Origin of the sequence: Mesorhizobium sp. M1217, assembly GCF_040318275.1 — a bacterium.
In the GTDB taxonomy this organism is placed as follows: domain Bacteria; phylum Pseudomonadota; class Alphaproteobacteria; order Rhizobiales; family Rhizobiaceae; genus Mesorhizobium.
Window position 1 is genome coordinate 33,599 of record NZ_JAMYMA010000008.1, and the last position, 17,401, is coordinate 50,999.

At 63.3% G+C, this 17,401-nt stretch carries 18 protein-coding genes and 1 pseudogene; 8 read left to right on the top strand and 11 right to left on the bottom strand.

Features of this window, described 5'->3' with window-relative positions:
- Window positions 1-23: 23 nt before the first annotated feature.
- The gene (locus NKH37_RS15230) at window positions 24-1,145 is read right to left on the bottom strand and encodes a DUF2336 domain-containing protein (protein ID WP_353005370.1); all 1,122 of its coding nucleotides are present in this window, start codon (window positions 1,143-1,145) and stop codon (window positions 24-26) included.
- 153 nt (window positions 1,146-1,298) lie between these two features.
- Between NKH37_RS15230 and NKH37_RS15235 the strand changes: the two genes are divergently transcribed.
- Complete coding sequence (locus NKH37_RS15235) at window positions 1,299-1,748, top strand: MaoC family dehydratase (protein ID WP_353005371.1); 450 nt, start codon at window positions 1,299-1,301, stop codon at window positions 1,746-1,748.
- Between the two features lie 3 nt (window positions 1,749-1,751).
- Entirely contained in the window at window positions 1,752-2,633 is an 882-nt protein-coding gene (locus tag NKH37_RS15240) for an HpcH/HpaI aldolase/citrate lyase family protein (RefSeq protein ID WP_353005372.1), read from the top strand.
- A gap of 21 nt (window positions 2,634-2,654) precedes the next feature.
- Here NKH37_RS15240 and NKH37_RS15245 read toward each other — a convergent pair whose 3' ends face one another.
- Window positions 2,655-3,239 (bottom strand): nitroreductase family protein, encoded by a 585-nt coding sequence (locus NKH37_RS15245; protein WP_352495372.1) that lies wholly within the window; start codon window positions 3,237-3,239, stop codon window positions 2,655-2,657.
- Here NKH37_RS15245 and NKH37_RS15250 point away from each other — a divergent pair.
- Together NKH37_RS15250 and NKH37_RS15255 are read left to right on the top strand one after the other, a co-directional pair.
- Entirely contained in the window at window positions 3,223-3,405 is a 183-nt protein-coding gene (locus NKH37_RS15250; protein ID WP_352495373.1) for a hypothetical protein, read from the top strand. The genes NKH37_RS15245 and NKH37_RS15250 overlap by 17 nt on opposite strands.
- A complete protein-coding gene (locus tag NKH37_RS15255; RefSeq protein WP_023720140.1) occupies window positions 3,398-4,363 on the top strand; it encodes an RgsD C-terminal domain-containing protein in 966 nt (321 codons plus the stop codon). Before NKH37_RS15250 ends, NKH37_RS15255 begins: the two co-directional genes overlap by 8 nt.
- A gap of 12 nt (window positions 4,364-4,375) precedes the next feature.
- Here the strand turns inward: NKH37_RS15255 and NKH37_RS15260 are convergent.
- The 5 genes and pseudogenes from NKH37_RS15260 to NKH37_RS15280 all read right to left on the bottom strand — a co-directional run bounded on the left by NKH37_RS15260 (window position 4,376) and on the right by NKH37_RS15280 (window position 9,125).
- Window positions 4,376-5,315, bottom strand: a pseudogene (locus NKH37_RS15260) (lysophospholipid acyltransferase family protein).
- Window positions 5,316-5,399: 84 nt separating this feature from the next.
- Window positions 5,400-7,373: a threonine--tRNA ligase gene (gene thrS, locus NKH37_RS15265; RefSeq protein WP_023720142.1), complete on the bottom strand. Its 1,974-nt coding sequence runs from the start codon at window positions 7,371-7,373 to the stop codon at window positions 5,400-5,402.
- 168 nt (window positions 7,374-7,541) lie between these two features.
- Complete coding sequence (gene blaOXA / locus NKH37_RS15270) at window positions 7,542-8,357, bottom strand: class D beta-lactamase (protein WP_353005374.1); 816 nt, start codon at window positions 8,355-8,357, stop codon at window positions 7,542-7,544.
- 146 nt (window positions 8,358-8,503) lie between these two features.
- Window positions 8,504-8,878, bottom strand: a complete 375-nt coding sequence (yidD, locus tag NKH37_RS15275) for a membrane protein insertion efficiency factor YidD (RefSeq protein ID WP_031194332.1) — start codon at window positions 8,876-8,878, stop codon at window positions 8,504-8,506.
- A 79-nt stretch (window positions 8,879-8,957) separates the two neighbouring features.
- Entirely contained in the window at window positions 8,958-9,125 is a 168-nt protein-coding gene (locus NKH37_RS15280) for a hypothetical protein (RefSeq protein WP_352961603.1), read from the bottom strand.
- Window positions 9,126-9,217: 92 nt separating this feature from the next.
- On the opposite strand from NKH37_RS15280, the gene NKH37_RS15285 reads away from it, so the two are divergent.
- Window positions 9,218-10,132 (top strand): LysR substrate-binding domain-containing protein, encoded by a 915-nt coding sequence (locus NKH37_RS15285; protein ID WP_023720145.1) that lies wholly within the window; start codon window positions 9,218-9,220, stop codon window positions 10,130-10,132.
- Here the strand turns inward: NKH37_RS15285 and NKH37_RS15290 are convergent.
- On the bottom strand, window positions 10,129-10,575 hold the full coding sequence (locus NKH37_RS15290; RefSeq protein WP_023720146.1) for an iron-sulfur cluster assembly scaffold protein: 447 nt from the start codon (window positions 10,573-10,575) through the stop codon (window positions 10,129-10,131). The two genes, NKH37_RS15285 and NKH37_RS15290, sit on opposite strands and share 4 nt — an antisense overlap.
- 240 nt (window positions 10,576-10,815) lie before the next feature.
- Here NKH37_RS15290 and folE point away from each other — a divergent pair, with 240 nt between their 5' ends.
- The 3 genes from folE to NKH37_RS15305 all read left to right on the top strand — a co-directional run bounded on the left by folE (window position 10,816) and on the right by NKH37_RS15305 (window position 13,015).
- Complete coding sequence (folE, locus tag NKH37_RS15295) at window positions 10,816-11,478, top strand: GTP cyclohydrolase I FolE (RefSeq protein WP_353005375.1); 663 nt, start codon at window positions 10,816-10,818, stop codon at window positions 11,476-11,478.
- A gap of 10 nt (window positions 11,479-11,488) precedes the next feature.
- Window positions 11,489-11,959, top strand: a complete 471-nt coding sequence (gene hisI, locus NKH37_RS15300) for a phosphoribosyl-AMP cyclohydrolase (RefSeq protein WP_352482161.1) — start codon at window positions 11,489-11,491, stop codon at window positions 11,957-11,959.
- Window positions 11,960-12,043: 84 nt separating this feature from the next.
- On the top strand, window positions 12,044-13,015 hold the full coding sequence (locus NKH37_RS15305; RefSeq protein WP_352482159.1) for a patatin family protein: 972 nt from the start codon (window positions 12,044-12,046) through the stop codon (window positions 13,013-13,015).
- Window positions 13,016-13,035: 20 nt separating this feature from the next.
- On the opposite strand, the gene recJ is transcribed toward NKH37_RS15305, so the two are convergent.
- From recJ to NKH37_RS15320, 3 genes are all read right to left on the bottom strand, one after another.
- Entirely contained in the window at window positions 13,036-14,820 is a 1,785-nt protein-coding gene (gene recJ, locus NKH37_RS15310) for a single-stranded-DNA-specific exonuclease RecJ (RefSeq protein WP_353041140.1), read from the bottom strand.
- 60 nt (window positions 14,821-14,880) lie between these two features.
- The gene (glpX, locus tag NKH37_RS15315; protein WP_023720150.1) at window positions 14,881-15,864 is read right to left on the bottom strand and encodes a class II fructose-bisphosphatase; all 984 of its coding nucleotides are present in this window, start codon (window positions 15,862-15,864) and stop codon (window positions 14,881-14,883) included.
- Window positions 15,865-16,063: 199 nt separating this feature from the next.
- Window positions 16,064-17,377: a homoserine dehydrogenase gene (locus NKH37_RS15320; RefSeq protein WP_023720151.1), complete on the bottom strand. Its 1,314-nt coding sequence runs from the start codon at window positions 17,375-17,377 to the stop codon at window positions 16,064-16,066.
- Between the last annotated feature and the right edge of the window lie 24 nt (window positions 17,378-17,401).

The window sequence follows — 17,401 nt, forward strand, 5'->3', positions numbered from 1 at the left end:
TTCACGCTTTTCCTGGAATTGCTTTAAGCAGCCGCGATCGCCAGCGCGTGCCCGCGTGCGTTCTCGCGCAGCGCATCGAGATGGATCGATTTGACCAGCCCGGCGAGATCGCCTTCAGCGGACTGTCCGCCCAATTCCTTCAGCATCAGCCAGCTGACTTCCTGGACGCCGGCGAGGCGCTTGCCATTGGCGACCTCACGCCAGACCTTCAGCGCGCGCAGGATGATGGCGTGGGTGGCGGCGGCAAGCCCGGCGCTGCGGAACAGTGCCTGCAACGCTATGTCATGCCCGCTGGCCAGCAGCGCCCTCACCCGTTGCTCGGGCTGCTGGCTGAGCGCGACCAGCGCCGAACCAAAGAAGTCGACCTTGCCGTGCGCGATGGTGCGGATGACGAAGCTTGCGGTCAGGTCGCCGCGCAGGCGCAGATGTTCGACAAGTGCGGTATGTTCCTCCGCCCGCGTGCCTTCGATCAGTGTCACCGAAGCCTTGACGCAAGCATCGCGCGTGATGCGCTCGGCCCTGGCGGCGCCCATCAGCGCCAGCACCAATGGCGACCCCTTGAGCATCTCCCCTAGCTTGACCAGCAGCATATGCCGGCAGTCGGCGGGCAGCCGGGTGTCGGCGATCAGCGCCTCGCGCACCAGAGGCAGATGGCCGTGACGCTCGGCCATGCGGCGAAAGCTGACGGATGCGATGTCGGCGCCGCTATTGGCGAGCAGCGTGGTGCAGGCTTCCGGCTCACCGACCTCGGCGATCGCTGCCGCAACCGACATCGAGACGCGCGGCCGGTCGGCGATCACCTTCTGCGTCGCTTTCTGGCCGCCGGCAACCCGATCAATCAGGTCGGAATCGGTAAGCAGCGGCGAGCGCGCCAGTACCAAAGCGGCCACCTCGGGCTGGTCCGAAGCCAGCGCGCTGACGATCTGCGGCGGCGCATGATGGCTCATGGAAAGCGCGTCGGCGATCGCCAGCCGCACCTTTGACGATGCGTCATCGAGCAGCAACGTCAGCGCCGCCTCGGCAGCGCAGCGGTCCTCGAAAGGCAGGTCCGAATCGACATAGGCGCGAGCCAGCGCGCTTGCCGCCGCAGCACGCTCCGACACCTTTGCCGTGTGGATCCATTTCAGGAAATGCGAAACGACCATGTCGCCTGCTTACGCCCCTTTGCCAGAACGCTTCTGGCGCCTGTCGGGACCGTAGGCACAAATGGTTTACGAACGGTTCACCATGTTCGTTAACTGGCTTGCGAGCCCGGTATGCAACGCCTATCAACCCTTAAGCAGTGGAGGAGACAGACCTTGGCCGGCCTTTACCTTGAGGAGTTCGTTGTCGGCCATGTGTTCAAGCACACGCTGCGCAAGACCGTGACCGAAAGCGACAACATGCTGTTTTCGGTGATGACGCTGAACCCGCAACCGCTGCACATCGATTTCGACTTCGCCGCCAAGAGCGAATGGGGCAAGCCGCTGGTCAATTCGCTGTTCACGCTTGGCCTGATGATCGGCATCTCGGTCAACGATATCACCGTCGGCACCACCATCGCTAATCTCGGCATGAGGGAGACGGTGTTTCCACATCCCGTCTTCCATGGCGACACGATTCGCGTCGAGACCACTGTCGTCTCGGTGCGCGAATCCAGGTCGAAACAGGACCGCGGTATCGTCGAGTTCGAGCACCGCGCCTATAACCAGAGCGACGTGCTGGTTGCCAGATGCACGAGGCAAGCCATGATGATGAAAAAGGCATAGCCGATGCGTTCCCTGCTCTTCGTTCCCGGCGATTCGGAAAAGAAGCTGCAAAAGGGCTTTGGCGTGGGCGCCGACATGGTCATCGTCGATCTCGAGGATTCGATTGCCTCGCAAAACAAGGGGCTGGCGCGCGACACAGCGGCGCGTTTCCTCGCCGGGCACAGGCACCGAACCAACTCCGCGATCTATGTGCGCGTCAATGACCTTTCGACCGGACTGACCGACGACGATCTGGCGGCGCTCGTGCCAGTGAAGCCCGACGGCATCATGCTGCCTAAGTCGAACAGCGGACTGGATGTCCAGCATCTCTCGGCCAAGCTCAGGGTGCACGAAGCTGAAAGCGGCCTGCCGGATGGCGCGATAAAAATCCTGCCGATCATCACAGAAACGGCCGCCGGCGTTCTGGCCGCCGCGACCTACGCCAAGGCAAGCGCGCGGCTTGTCGGCGTCACCTGGGGCGCGGAAGATCTGTCGGCGGCAATCGGCGCGCGCTCGACGCGCGACGCGAATGGCCGCTACACGGATGTATTCCGCTTCGCCCGCACCATGACCCTGCTTGCCGCGAGTGCCGCGGAAGTCGCGGCGATCGACACAGTCTTTCCGGATTTTCGCGACATGGCCGGCTTCGAGGCCGAATGCGCCCAGGCCGAGCGCGACGGCTTCACCGGCAAGATGGCGATCCATCCGGCGCAGGTGCCGGTCATCAACGCCGCCTTCACGCCTTCGGCGCAAGCGGTGAAAAATTCGCTGGCGATCGTCGAGGCATTCAAGGCGGCGGGAAACCCCGGCGTCGTCGGCATCGACGGCAAGATGTACGACCGGCCGCATCTCAAGCTCGCCGAGCGGCTCCTGGCGCGAGCCAGGGCAGCGGGGCTTGACGCTTAGGGTCTGGTTCCGGGTCGAAAATTATCCCACCCACGGCCCCGAATAGTCGGCGTAGAGCTTTGCCGGATCGGGCCGTGGCCGCTCCGGCGCCGGCCCCTGATAGGAGCCGATATGGACAAAACCGACGACCCGCTCATGCGGCGCCAGACCGAGGATCGCTCTGCCCTCTGGCACGTCGGAATACCAGTTGCTGATCATGTTGGTACCGTAGCCCAGCGCATTGGCGGCAAGCAGCAGGTTCATCGCAGCCATGCCGCCGGACAAGAACATCTCCCATTGCGGGATCTTTGGATTTTCCCTGGGGATCGAGATCACGCCGATGACCAGAGGCGCCCGCGAAAAGCGTGCCAATTCCTGGTTGCGGCGGCCTTCCGGCAACGGCCCTTCGCGCTGTTCGGCAAGTGCTGCCAACTCCTTGCCGATCTCGACGCGAGCCTCGCCGCGATAGAGGATGAAACGCCAGGGCTCCAGCCGGCCATGATCCGGCACCCGCGAGGCGGCGGCGATCATGGTCGCGATCTCCGCATCGCCCGGTGCCGGCTCTTTCAAATCCGGGATCGGCGCGGAATTTCGGGTCAGCAGAAAATCGATGATCGGCGACGCCATGGGCGCAAGTCTCCTGGAATTTGAGCTGAAGCGCGCCATCGGGATATCGGGCGGCTCGGGGCATTGGCGCGACGCGCCGGACAAAGAGCCCTCTAGCAGGAAGCCGACCGGACTCTTAAGCCTTGAAATTGCCACCGCATTGGGCTTCAACGCAAGGCATGTTTGAGGGGACATTGCGTCTTTTCCTGATATGGCTCGCTGCCGCACTGTTGATGGTGCCGGTTTCGCTTGCCGCCGCCCAGAATGTAGATGGCCTCAGTGATCTGAAACTTCCCGGAATTTCGGGCTATGCGCCTCCGAAAAGCGAGACATCGCTGGCATTGGGCAGCAGCGGGGCGATCACGCTGTCGGCGCAATTGACCGACAAGGGTGCCGACATCACGCGCGGCATCGTCTGGCGCGTCTTCAAGCCCGAATCGGCCAGCGACGGCAAGCTGCCGATGGTCGCCTCCGCTCATGGCGGCACCGCCGTATTCCAGCTCGAGCCGGGTTCCTATCTGGTCCATGCCTCCTACGGGCGGGCCGGCGCCACCAAGCGCATCACCGTCGGCAAGGAAGCCAAGCGTGAGAGCCTCGTGCTCGATGCCGGCGGCCTCAAGCTTGATGCCGTGCTGTCGGGAGGGGTGCGCATACCGCCGAAGAAGCTGCGCTTCTCGATTTATGAGAGCCACGCCGCGGCCGATGGCGATCGCGCGCTGATCATACCCGATGTCGAGCCGAACAGCGTCGTGCGGCTCAATGCCGGCACCTACCACGTTGTTTCGACCTATGGCGCTGTGAACGCGGTCATCCGCTCCGACATCCGCGTCGAGGCCGGCAAGCTGACCGAAGCGACGGTCGAGCATCGTGCCGCCGAGATGACCATGAAGCTGGTGCGCGAACCGGGCGGCGAGGCGATCGCCGACACCTCCTGGTCGCTGCTGAACGAGTCCGGCGACCCGATCAAGGAGACCGTCGGCGCCTTTGCCTCGATGGTGCTGGCCGAGGGCGACTACACCATCATCGCCAAAAACCGCGACCGCATCTACCAGAAGGATTTTACGGTGGTGGCCGGACACAATCAGGACATCGAAGTCCTGGCAACCGAAGCTTCGGCCATCGATTCCGAGGAAGGCGCCGACTAAGCCGCGCCCCCTCTAGGCTGCTTTGCGCATGCGTCGCGCCAGCAACGGCACGCGGCCAGTCGTCTCGGCCGGCGCCAGATCGAAGGCGCCGCGCTGAAGGCGGTCGAGCAAGGCCTTGCGGTCTCGCAGCGGCTCCAGTTCGTCCCACCCCAGCACGTCGCCGACGCGCACGTCGATCGATTTGCCGGAGAGCCGCGCAAATTCACGGATGAGCAGCGATGTGCGCAGTGTCAGCGAGGCCTTGCCGACGAATTTCGCCACACGCCCGTCGCGTTCGGCCATGTTCATCGGTCCGCTGACCAGATGGAACCGCCGGCCGTTCTGGCCCGAAAAATGCAATGGGATGACCGACGCCTTTGCGTCCTGAACGAGACGGGCCGGAAACACCTTCCACGGCAGATCGCGTGCCCGGCCAAACCCCTTCGGCGCGGTGGCGACACCTCCCGCCGGAAAGACGACGATGGTGACGCCCTCCTTGAGCAGCCGCACCGCTTCATGGCGGACCGCCATGTTGTTCTTCAGCGCGTCCTTGGTCTCGGAAAAGTCGATCGGCAGCGAATAGGGCTCCATCTCGCGGATCTTGAGCAGATCCCTGTGGATCATGACGCGGAACGGTCGGCCGAGCTGCTCCGCCAGCGACAGCACGGCAATACCGTCGCCGATGCCGAACGGATGGTTGGCAACAATCACCAGCGGCGTGTCGGGCAGGTTTGCCGGCGGCCATTGACCGGCGGTCCGCACCCGGACGTCGATCAGCTCCAGCATGCGGCCGAACACGCGCTCGCCGTTCGGCACCACTTGCCGGCGCCAGAAATCATAGAGTGCGGCGAAGCGATCACGTCCCGACAGGCCTTCGACCGAGTGGATGAACCAGCGCGTCAGCGCCGGCTGATGCGGACCGGCATAGGAGAGCTCGGGAAACGGTCTTTCGCGCAATCTTCAGCTTGAGCATGGGGCTCGCTACACAATTGGCGTGACAAGCATATGAAAATGGCGGTGGAGCGATCCACCGCCATTTCGTTGCTAATTGGCCGGCTCAGGCCGCGCGGCGCTTGCGGTCGGGTGTCACCGCCTCGTCGGAAAGCAGTTTCACGGCGGCCGCGAGGCCAAGCGATTCCTGGTCGCGCGACCCGAGACGGCGGACATTGACCGTTTCTTCCTCAGCCTCACGCTTGCCGCAAACGACGATGACCGGCACCTTGGCAAGGCTGTGCTCGCGGACCTTGTAGTTGATCTTCTCGTTGCGCAGGTCGGTTTCGGCGATCAGCCCGGCCGCCTTCAGCTGCGCAACGACTTTTCGCGCGTAATCGTCGGCATCGGAAGTGATCGTCGCCACCACCACCTGCAGCGGCGCGAACCAGAGCGGGAAATGGCCGGAATAATTCTCGATCAGGATGCCGAGAAAACGCTCCATCGAACCGCAGATGGCGCGATGCACCATCACCGGCTGCTTCTTTTCCGAATCGGAGCCGATGTAGAAGGCGCCGAACCGTTCCGGCAGGTTGAAGTCGACCTGCGTGGTGCCGCATTGCCAGTCGCGGCCGATGGCGTCCTTCAGCACATATTCGAACTTCGGCCCGTAGAACGTGCCCTCGCCCGGATTTACGCCCGTCTTGATCCGGTTGCCCGACCGCGCCGCGATCTTGTCGAGCACGTCCTGCAGCACGCCCTCGGCGTGATCCCACATCGCGTCGGTGCCGACCCGTTTTTCGGGGCGGGTCGCCAGCTTGACCGTGATTTCGTCGAAGCCGAAATCGGCATAGGTCGACAGGATCAGGTCGTTGATCTTGATGCACTCGTCGGCGAGCTGTTCCTCGGTGCAGAAGATGTGGGCATCGTCCTGGGTAAAGCCGCGCACCCGCATCAGCCCGTGCAGTGCGCCGGACGGCTCATAGCGATGCACATTGCCGAATTCCGCAAGTTTTACCGGCAGATCGCGGTAGGACTTCAGCCCGTGTTTGAAGATTTGGACGTGGCCGGGGCAGTTCATCGGCTTCAGCGCAAACACCCGGTCGTCGTCGGTGTCGTCGCCGGCGACCGTCACCTTGAACATGTTGTCCCGGTACCAGCCCCAGTGGCCTGAGGTCTCCCACAGGCTCTTGTCGAGCACCTGCGGCGCGTTGACCTCCTGGTAGCCCTGCTCGTCCAGGCGGCGGCGCATGTAATTGACCAGGTTCTGGAACATCCTCCAGCCCTTGGCGTGCCAGAACACGACCCCGGGGCCCTCCTCCTGGAAATGGAACAGGTCCATCTCACGGCCGAGCTTCCTGTGGTCGCGCTTCTCGGCTTCCTCCAGCATCGTCTGATAGGCTTCGAGCTGCGCCTGGTCGGCCCAGGCCGTGCCGTAGATGCGCGTCAGCATCGGGTTGTTGCTATCGCCGCGCCAATAGGCGCCGGCGACCTTCATCAGCTTGAAGGCGTTGCCGATCTGGCCGGTCGAGGCCATGTGCGGACCGCGGCAAAGGTCGAACCAGTCGCCCTGCGCATAGATCTTGAGATCCTGATCCTCGGCGATGGCGTCGATCAGCTCGAGCTTGTAGCGCTCGCCCTTGTCGGCAAAGATCCTTTTCGCCTTTTCACGCGACCACACCTCTTTGGTGAACGGCTTGTTGCGCGCAATGATCTCGCGCATCTTCTTCTCGATCACCGGGAAATCGTCGGGCGTGAACGGCTCGTTGCGGGCGAAGTCGTAGTAGAATCCGTTCTCGATCACCGGCCCGATGGTCACCTGCGTTCCCGGCCAAAGTTCCTGCACGGCTTCGGCGAGCACGTGCGCGGCATCATGGCGGATGAGCTCCAGCGCACGCGGATCCTCGCGGGTGATGATTTCGAGCTTGCCTGATTTGCCGATCGGGTCGGAAAGGTCGCGCAACGTGCCGTCGATGCTGTAGGCAACGGCCTTCTTGGCCAGCGACTTCGAGATCGATTCCGCCAGGCCGGCGCCGGTCATCGCCGCGTCGTAGTCGCGGACGGAGCCATCGGGAAATGTCAGGGAAACGGAATTCAGCATTAAATTCTCCTATCCAGTCCCGCAAACGAGCGCGGGTGGTAAAATGCACGTCGCCCAAAACTGCGTAGCGATTTTGGGGTTGCGACTTACATCAAGTAAGAGCCGGATGCGTCCGGCGGCGAGCGGTCTTTTATGGGCAGTTTTCGGCGCCGTAAAGCCGGATTTAGGTCACCCGAGGAGATTCGACAGCTCTTTCAGGAACATCGCCCGCGTCTTGAGCCCCTTCGGCGTGTCGGAACGTTTCGTATCGACTACGAGCCAGGCAAAGACGATCTTGCGAGCATGCTTCTGCGCCCAGCCAACAAACCAGCCAAGCGAGCGCTTGTCGGCATCGTCGCCAAGCCTGGTCGTCCCGGTCTTGCCCTGCACCGTCCAGCCGCCCGCCCGGAAGGTCGGGACAATCGCATTGGTCATCGCATGGGCCTTGTCCGAGACCGGCAGATTCCGCGCCAGCAGCTTGCGCAGGAAATCGACCTGCTCGACCGGCGATATCTCGAGCGAAGAATTCACCCAGGAATGGGTGAGGCCGTCATTCTTGCCGGAATTGCCGGAGACGTCGGTGTTGCCATAGTCCAATCTGGACAGATAGCCGGCAAACTGTTTGCTGCCGAGCCGGCGCGTGATCTCGCGTGAGAACCAAAGGACCGAATCCCTTTCCCAGATCGTCGGGTCGACGGTCTTGCGGTCCCGTTTCGGCGCGTTGAACTCCGCTTTGTACTCCCAATTCGGTGTATGCTCGTCGCTCAGGATTCCGGCGTCATAGCCGATCAGCGCCAGCGGAACCTTGAATGTCGAGGCGGGACTGACGCGCTGGTCGCAAACCCCTTGCCGGTACAGCGTCTCGCCGCTCGCGGCGTCGACGATCAGCGTGCATTCGACGTCCCCGAGCGGGGCCGATTGCGCACGGATCGGAAAACCCAACAGCCACGCCAGGACATAGAGAACCACGGCGAAAACGAAGGGAAGACGATCTATCCGGCGCATTTGGCAATCTCTCCTGAAGGGTATCAGGAGCGGCTTAGCGAGGCGTCTTGTCTCGATTTTGTCTTAAATGCGCTATGTCCGCGCAAGCTGCGGTTAACCCTACCAGATCGTAAACAGCGGTGCGGTTGTGTAACGAACAGTTGCGGTCAACTGTCTAGGTCGCCACGTTTTTTCCCGATCCGCCAGTACCGCCACGGCGCAAACCAGACATAGCGCTCAGCCAGGGTTTCGGGCACGCGGTCGATGCCATGCGTCCCTAACGGCCCGCAGCGCAGCACGCGAAAGAATCCCATCCAGCCGCCGGCCCATAGTCCATGCCGGGCGATCGCCTCGTGCGCGTATTCGGAACAGGTCGGCAGATGCCGGCAGGAATTGCCCACAAAGCCGGACAGCGTCAGCTGGTAGAGCCGGACGAGCGACGTGCCGAAGACGCGGCCCGGCGTCTTGCGCCACGGGCCGGGCCAGTTGCGTCCTTGTCGAATCGGCCTGGCGCCGTGCGCATGCCGATGTTGGCCGACCACCACAGTCTCCGCGTCGCGTTTCCCTTCAGGATAGATGTGCGCATCGGGCCGGGAACGCAATGCCGTTCCGGCAATCCCGTCACTGCCTCGAACGGCGAACCGGGTACCGGTCGGGCGTCGGCTTCCGACATGCGGCGACGCTGGTCGGCGGCCTCCCCTCGCACCAGTCGCCATGCGGTTTCTCGTCATGTCTTTGAAATGTCGCGATCCGCACGACATCGCCCAGGATGTTGAGAAACTGGATCATGGCAGCACTCCTTTGAGCACCGATTAGAGCGCCGCTGGCCTTGCTCTTCAAACGAGTATAACGTCGACGTCAGATAACTCTGAGTTATGCGAATGAAGCGCGGACGCCTCCCCCTGACGGCTCTTAGAAGCTTCGAAGCAGCCGGTCGTCACCTGAGCTTCAGCCGTGCGGCCGAGGAGCTTTATGTTTCGCAGGCGGCGATCAGCCGCCAGATCCGCGAGCTCGAAACATTCCTGCGCCAACCTTTGTTCTTCCGCCATCATCGCCGCGTCGAATTGACCGACACCGGCCGGCGGCTGCTCGACCAGTTGGTCAGAAGTTTCGGGGGCATCGACAGGCTGCTTTCGGAATTGACGGCGGCCCCGACGCAGTCCGTGGTCCGTGTCAGCGTCGAGCCGTCGCTTGCATCCGTATGGCTGGTGCCGCGGCTCAACCGATTTCGCCAGTTGCGACCCGATATCGACGTTTCCCTTGAGGTCGACCCGAGGTTGATAGAGTTCCGCAGCGATCAGCCTGAACTTGCTCTACGCTTCAGTGCGCACGCCACTTCATGGCCACGCAGCGAAGCCGAACAGCTTGCCTCGGTCGTCGATTCACCGGTTCTGTCGCCGGCGCTTCTTGCGTCCGGGCCAGCTCTGGAAAAACCGATCGACCTTGGTCGCTATACATTGCTGCACGAAGAAAACCGTCAGGCTTGGACGCGCTGGTTCGAAGCGGCCGGCGTGACCCCTGAAGCCGTGCCTGCCCGTGGACCGATGCTGGCGGATGCCTCGCTCTCGAAGCAGGCAGCCTTGCTTGGACATGGTGTCGCACTGGGCGATCTTTTGCAGATCGGCGAAGAACTTGCGTCCGGCGCGCTGGTCAAGCCTTTCGACATCGACGTTGCGTCCGGCGCCTATTGGCTGGTGGCCAGAAGACTAAACGACCTTTCCGAGCCGGCCAGGGCTTTTGCCGACTGGGTCCGGGCGGAATTCGCCGAAAGCCGGCGTTTTCTTGCCGAGGTTTAGGCCGCCTGTTCCGCCCGCTTCTTCTCGATTTGGCCGATCGCGTCGACCACTGCGTCGAAGGTCAGCATGGTCGAGGCGTGGCGCGCCTTGTAATCGCGCACCGGTTCCAGGTATTTCAGGTCGGCGAAGCGGCCTTCGGGCGGCGGGCCATTTTCCTTCAGCATTTTTAGCATCGTCTCGCGCACGCTGCGCAGTTCTTCCGCGCTGGCGCCGACGACATGCTGCGCCATGATCGAAGACGACGCCTGGCCAAGCGCACAGGCCTTCACGTCATGCGCGAAATCGCTGACGACGCCGTCATCCATCTTCAGATCGACGGTCACTGTCGAGCCGCACAGCTTGGAATGTGCTCGTGCGGTTGCGTCGGGCCGGTCGAGCCGACCGATCCGTGCGATATTTCCGGCAAAACCCAGAATTTTCGCATTGTAGACATCGTCGATCATATTTTTCCAATCCGTCGCCGCCCAGCGAACAGCGATTGCCGCTCTGGCGTCTTCCTTTCGCTCGGCACGAACATATATAATGGTCGTAGTCGGGTATCGACAAGGCGACCGCAAGTCTCGTCCTGCCCAAATCTGTTCACGCCACTTACGGGCTGGAAACCGGGCGAGTTTCTAACACCCGAAAGGTCGTGGTCCGTTCAACTCGTTCCTCCTGAGAGAGGAACTACGGGAGACGCCTTTATGGACGCCGTTATCAAGAAACTCATGCCGCAGTCGGCCTATATGGAAAAGCCGGTCACCGACCGGCCGAGTGAGGCCGAAGTCGAAGCCGCGGTGCGCACCTTGTTGCGCTGGACCGGCGACAATCCTGAGCGCGAGGGCCTGATCGACACGCCGAAGCGCGTCACCAAGGCGTTCCGCGAAATGTTCAACGGCTACGATATGTGCCCGGCCGAGGAGCTTGGCCGCACGTTCGAGGAAGTCGCCGGCTATGACGACCTCGTCATAGTCAAGGACATCACGTTCCACTCGCATTGCGAGCATCACATGGTGCCGATCATCGGCAAGGCGCATGTCGGCTATCTGCCTGACGGCAAGGTTGTCGGCCTGTCCAAGATCGCCCGCGTCGTCGACATCTTTGCCCACCGCCTGCAGACCCAGGAAGCGATGACCGCGCAGATTGCCGGCGTCATCCAGGACGTGCTCAATCCGCGCGGCGTCGCCGTCATGCTCGAGGCCGAGCATATGTGCATGGCCATGCGCGGCATCCGCAAACAGGGCTCCACCACGCTGACCTCGACCTTCACCGGCGTCTTCGAGGATACACCTGAAGAGCAGGTCCGCTTCGTCACCATGGTGCGCGGCGGCGGAACTGATCAGACCCGCGCCGCCCTCGCTAAATAGGGACCGGCGAATGTCGGCATTGGAATTCCCGAAAGCTCCATCTGACAAGAAGGCACTCGAGGAAGGCACCGTCCTTTCACCGCGCTTCGATGCCGGCGGCCTCGTCACTGTCGTCGTCACCGATGCCGAAAACGGCATGCTGCTGATGGTCGCGCATATGAATGCCGAGGCGCTGGCGCTGACACTCGAGACCGGCATCGCGCACTACTGGTCGCGTTCGCGCAACGCGCTGTGGAAGAAGGGCGAAACCTCGGGCAATGTCCAGCAGGTCGTCGAGATGCTCACAGATTGTGACCAGGACGCGATATGGTTGCGCGTCAAAGTGCTGGGTCACGAAGCAACTTGTCACACCGGCCGACGTTCATGCTTTTATCGGACGGTGGGGCTGAGCGATGGCAAAGGGACGCTTGCCAACGACGGCAGCAAGCCGCTGTTCGATGCGGAAAAAACGTATCGAAAGCCCAAAACACCATCAGTATGAACCATTCGCAGCACTTCAGCCACGTATATTCATGATTTCGATACGGCCCGCCTGTAGGATGACCGTGGGACAAGGGAGATTGTGATGCTCGACTGGGCGTCATTGCGCAACAGACCTGACGTTCGGGAGGCCAATGGCCTCTCCTCGGCCGCAGGCGCATCCGAAACCAAATCTCCAGGTAAAACAGGGATCTCGCTGGCATTGGGCGGCGGCTGTGCGCGCGGCTGGGCGCATATCGGCGTGCTGCGCGCGCTTGACGAAGCCGGCATCGAAGTGTCGATGATCGCCGGCACCTCGATCGGCGCGCTGGTCGGCGGCTGCTATGTTGCCGGCAAACTTGACGAGCTGGAAGAATTCGCGCGCAGCCTGACCAGGCGGCGCATTTTTGGCCTTCTCGACCTCAATCTACGCGGCAGCGGCCTGTTCGGTGGCATGAAGCTCGATGCACGGCTGCGCGAGCACATAGCCGGCATCCGCTTCGAGGACCTGCCAAAACCGTTCGTCTGCGTCGCTGCCGAAATCCGCACCGGCCATGAAATCTGGCTGTCGAGCGGCTCGTTGAGTACCGCCATGCGCGCCTCCTACGCGCTGCCCGGCGTGTTCGAGCCGGTCGCCTGCAACGGGCGCGTGCTGGTCGACGGCGCACTGGTCAATCCGGTGCCGGTCTCGGTCTGCCGTGCCTACGAGCAGCCGCTCGTGGTTGCAGTGAACCTTCACTACGATCTGTTCGGCCGCGCCGCAGTGATCAAGCACAGCGCAGGCGAGCTGATCGTCGAGAGAGACGCGCCAAGGGGTGGCCACGCCGATCCCGAACGTCAGTCGCGCGAGACGCGGCTCGGCATCACCGGCGTCATGGTCGAAGCCTTCAACATCATCCAGGACCGCATTTCGCGCGCCAGGCTGGCCGGCGACCCGCCGGACATGTCGCTGCAGCCGAAGCTCAGCCATATCGGCCTGACCGAATTCCACCGCGCCGACGAAGCGATCCGTATCGGCTACCAGGCAACGATGGCGCAAATCGGCGAACTGACCCGGCTGCAGACCGTCCTCGCTTAGGCCGAGCGGTCAGCGAACTCTCAGGCAAGCGCCGCGTCGACGATACGAAACTGCACCGTGCGGTTGCCGTTCCAGTGATTGCCCGACAATGAGCCGGCGACGTGCACCGGTTTGCCCCTGTTCTTGAACAGGAATTCGCCAAGCGCAGTATCGACGGCGCGAAAGGCGATCGCCTGGATGCGGCCGCCGCTTTCCGACTGCAGGTCGGCGCGGATATGGTTGGTGCCGACCGCCCGCGCATCAACCAGCCGGTGACGCGGCAGCGCGAACACCGGCGCGACATGCCCGGCGCCGAACGGCCCTGCCCGCTCAAGCGCATCGAGCAGCGCAAGCGTCGCGCCCTCGGCGGCAAGCGCGCCGTCGATCGCCAGGCTCTCCTCGCCTTGCAGCCGGAACACATCCACCGCAGCGCGCTCTTCGAAAAAAGCCCGGAGCGCGCCGAGCTTCGCCCGCTCGACGGTGATGCCCGCCGCCATTCCGTGGCCGCCGCCCTTGACGATCAGCCCGGCATCGGCAGCCTCGCGCACCAGCCGGCCGAGGTCGAAGCCCGACACCGAACGGCCTGACCCCGTACCGACGCCATTGGCGTTGAAGGCGATGGCAAAAGCCGGCCGTCTTGCATGGTCCTTGAGCCGCGAGGCAAGCAGGCCGACAATGCCCGGATGCCAGTTGCTGCTGGCTGTGACCACGATGGCCGGACCATTGCCGCCGGCAAGCTCGGCGTCGGCCTCTGAGCGCGCCGCGGCCAGCATCTCCTGCTCCATCGACTGCCGCTCCTGGTTGAGCCGGTCGAGCGTCTCGGCGATGGTGCGGGCCTCGACCGGGTCGTCGGTTGCAAGCAGGCGGCTGCCAAGTGCTGCGTCGCCGATGCGCCCGCCGGCGTTGATGCGCGGACCGATCAGAAAGGCCAGATGGAAAGTGCTGATCGGCTCGCCGATACGCGAGACCCGCGCCAGTGCCGCCAGCCCTTCGTTCCTCTGCTGCCGCGCCACCTGTAGCCCCTTGACCACGAAGGCCCGGTTGATGCCGGTGAGCGGCACCACGTCGCAGACGGTGCCCAGCGCCACCAGATCGAGCAGGCCAAGCAGATCCGGCGCTGCGGCGTCCGGCAGCCGGCTGCGCAGGATCTTCGCCGTCTGTACCAGGCACAGGAAGACGACGCCGGCGGCGCAAAGATGGCCTTGTCCGGAAAGATCGTCCTCGCGATTAGGATTGACGACCGCAGCCGCCGCCGGCAACGGCCCGCCGACCTGATGGTGATCGAGCACCACGACGTCGGCGCCGGCGGCCTTCGCCGCGTCGATGGAAGCAGCACTGTTGGTGCCGCAATCGACGGTGACGATCAGCGTCGCGCCGCGCGAGACGAGTTCGCGCATCGCTTCCGGATTGGGGCCGTAACCCTCGAAGATGCGGTCCGGTATGTAGATCTCCGACGGCACCGAGAAATGTGCGAGAAAGCGCTTGAGCAGCGCCGATGAGGCGGCGCCGTCGACATCGTAGTCGCCAAAGATCGCCACCTTTTCCCTGGCCATCACCGCCTGGGCGATGCGAGAGGCCGCCTTGTCCATGTCGGTCAGCGATGCCGGGTCGGGCAGCAGGTTGCGGATGGTCGGATCCAGGAACCGCTCGGTCTGCTCGGCGGTGACGCCGCGCCCGGCCAGCACGCGTGCCACGATGTCGGGCACGCCATAACCTTGCGCGATGGCGAGCGCAGCCATGTCCTGACGCTCGGTCAGCCGGTGTTCCCAGGAAACGCCGGTGGCCGACTGCCTGACATCTAGGAAAAAGCGTCTTTCCCCCGTCACGTGACGCGCCGTCTGCAATTTGTCATTGCGCACAATATGCAACGGCTAACTGAGTCGAAATCAAAACTTTTCCAGATCCTGGTGCCTGGCCTTGATTTCGCGCACGGTTCGCGACGACGAGCGCAGCACGATCGTGTGCGTGGTGATGAAATTGCGGCCGAACTTGACGCCGGCCAGCATATTGCCGTCGGTGACGCCGGTCGCGGCAAACAGCACGTCGCCGCGTGCCATGTCTTGCGTGTGGTAGATCCGTTTCGGGTTGGAGATCCCCATCTTCGCCGCGCGCGCCAGCTTTTCCGGCGTGTCAAGGATCAGCCTGCCCTGCATCTGGCCGCCGGTGCAGCGCAAGGCCGCCGCCGCCAGCACGCCCTCCGGCGCACCGCCGGTGCCGAGATAGATGTCGATGCCGGTTTCGTCCGGGTCGGTGGTGTGGATGACGCCGGCGACATCACCGTCGCCGATCAGCCGGATCGCGGCGCCTGTCGCCCGCACGGCTTCGATCAAGGCGCCATGGCGCGGCCGGTCGAGGATACAGGCGGTGATCTCTGCCACCGGAACGCCCTTGGCCCTGGCCAGGCTGGCAATATTTTCGGCCGGCGAGGCATCGATGTCGATGATGCCATCGGCATAGCCCGGGCCGATGGCGATCTTGTCCATATAGACGTCCGGCGCGAACAGAAGGCTGCCTTTTTCGGCAATGGCGATGACGGCCAACGCATTGGGCAGGTTCTTGGCGCAGATCGTCGTGCCTTCGAGCGGATCGAGCGCGATGTCGACAGCCGGGCCTTTGCCTGTACCGACCTCCTCGCCGATATAGAGCATCGGCGCCTCGTCGCGCTCGCCCTCGCCGATCACCACCGTGCCGTTGATGGCGAGACGATTAAGCTCCTGGCGCATGGCGTCGACCGCGACCTGATCGGCGGCTTTCTCGTCGCCGCGTCCGCGCAATCTGGCGGCCGCGACCGCGGCGCGTTCGGTGACGCGCACCAATTCCATGGTCAGTATCCGGTCGAGGCCGGCGACAATGTTCTGGGCCACATTCATCGATGGATAATCCTCGTTGGCACTTTGTTTCTATGCATGTCGTTGTCCCAAAACCGCCGCACACTTTTGGGCGACATGCATTAGCCTCCCGCCAGAGACGCGCTTCTTGTGTCAAAGCCTCGTGACAACAGCAAGACCTGCGCTGGACCTTTTTGAAAGCGCAGCAATATCAATCGATTAAAGGCAAAACTTGAGACTGCTATCCGGCCCGCTCGATGCGGATGACTTGCGGCTTGTCGGTCAGAAGGCTGTCCCTGGTGATGCCGTCGACGGCCTTGCGCACCGCCGCCTCGGTCGTCTCGTGGGTGACCAGGATGACTGTCTTCTGTGCCTCGGTTTCCGGCCCTGCGGCATGTTGCACGATCGATTCCAGCGAAATGTCGTTGTCGGCCATGCGTTTGGCGATCGCGGCGAAAACGCCGAGGCGGTCGTGCACGGTCAGCCGGATGAAATAACCGCCGGCATGGCTGCGCATCTGCGCCTTTTTGTAGGGCTTCAATTCCTTCGCCGGCCGGCCGAAGACCGGGCCATGCTGGAAGCCAGGCCGGCTCTTGGCAATGTCGGCAATGTCGCCGATCACCGCCGAAGCGGTGGCGTTGCCGCCGGCACCGGGGCCGGAAAGCAGCAATTCGCCGAGGATGTCGGTTTCGATCGCGACCGCATTGGTGACACCGTGCACCTGCGCGATGACCGAGGCCGTCGGCACCATGGTCGGGTGAACGCGCTGCTCGATACCGCTTTCGGTGCGTTGGGCGACGCCAAGCAGCTTGATCCGGTAGCCGAGATCGCCGGCCGCGCGGATATCGGCCTGGCTGATGTTGGAGATGCCCTCCATGTAGATGTCATTGGCCGCAATCCTCGTGCCGAAGGCAAGGCTGGTCAGGATCGACAGCTTGTGCGCGGTGTCGTGGCCCTCGATGTCGAAGGTCGGGTCGGCTTCGGCATAGCCCAGCCGCTGGGCGTCCTTCAGGCAGGCATCAAAGGATAGGCCCTCGGCTTCCATGCGCGTCAAAATATAATTGCAGGTGCCGTTGAGGATGCCGAAGACGCGGGTCACCGAATTGCCGGCCATCGCCTCGCGCATCGTCTTGATGACCGGAATGCCGCCGGCCACCGCCGCTTCGTAGTTGAGCAGCACGCCCCTCTTTTCCGCGATCTCGGCCAGTGACACGCCGTGCTTGGCAAGCAGTGCCTTGTTGGCGGTGACGACATGGCGGCCGGCCTCGAGCGCCGCCTTCACCGAGGATCGTGCCGCGCCCTCGTCGCCGCCGATCAGTTCGACGAATACATCGATCTCGGCGGTCTGGGCCATCTTGACGGCGTCGTCGAACCACTGTGCTGTGCCAAAATCAACGCCGCGGTCGCGTTTGGGATCGCGGGCCGAGACGGCTGACACGACGATGTCGCGGCCGCACTGCCGCGTCAGTTCCGCCGCCTTGTCGCGCAGCACGCGAGCCACCGACGCACCGACGGTGCCGAGGCCGGCAATTCCAACACGCAACGCTTCAGCCATGTCCGGCGACGCCCCATTCGGTCG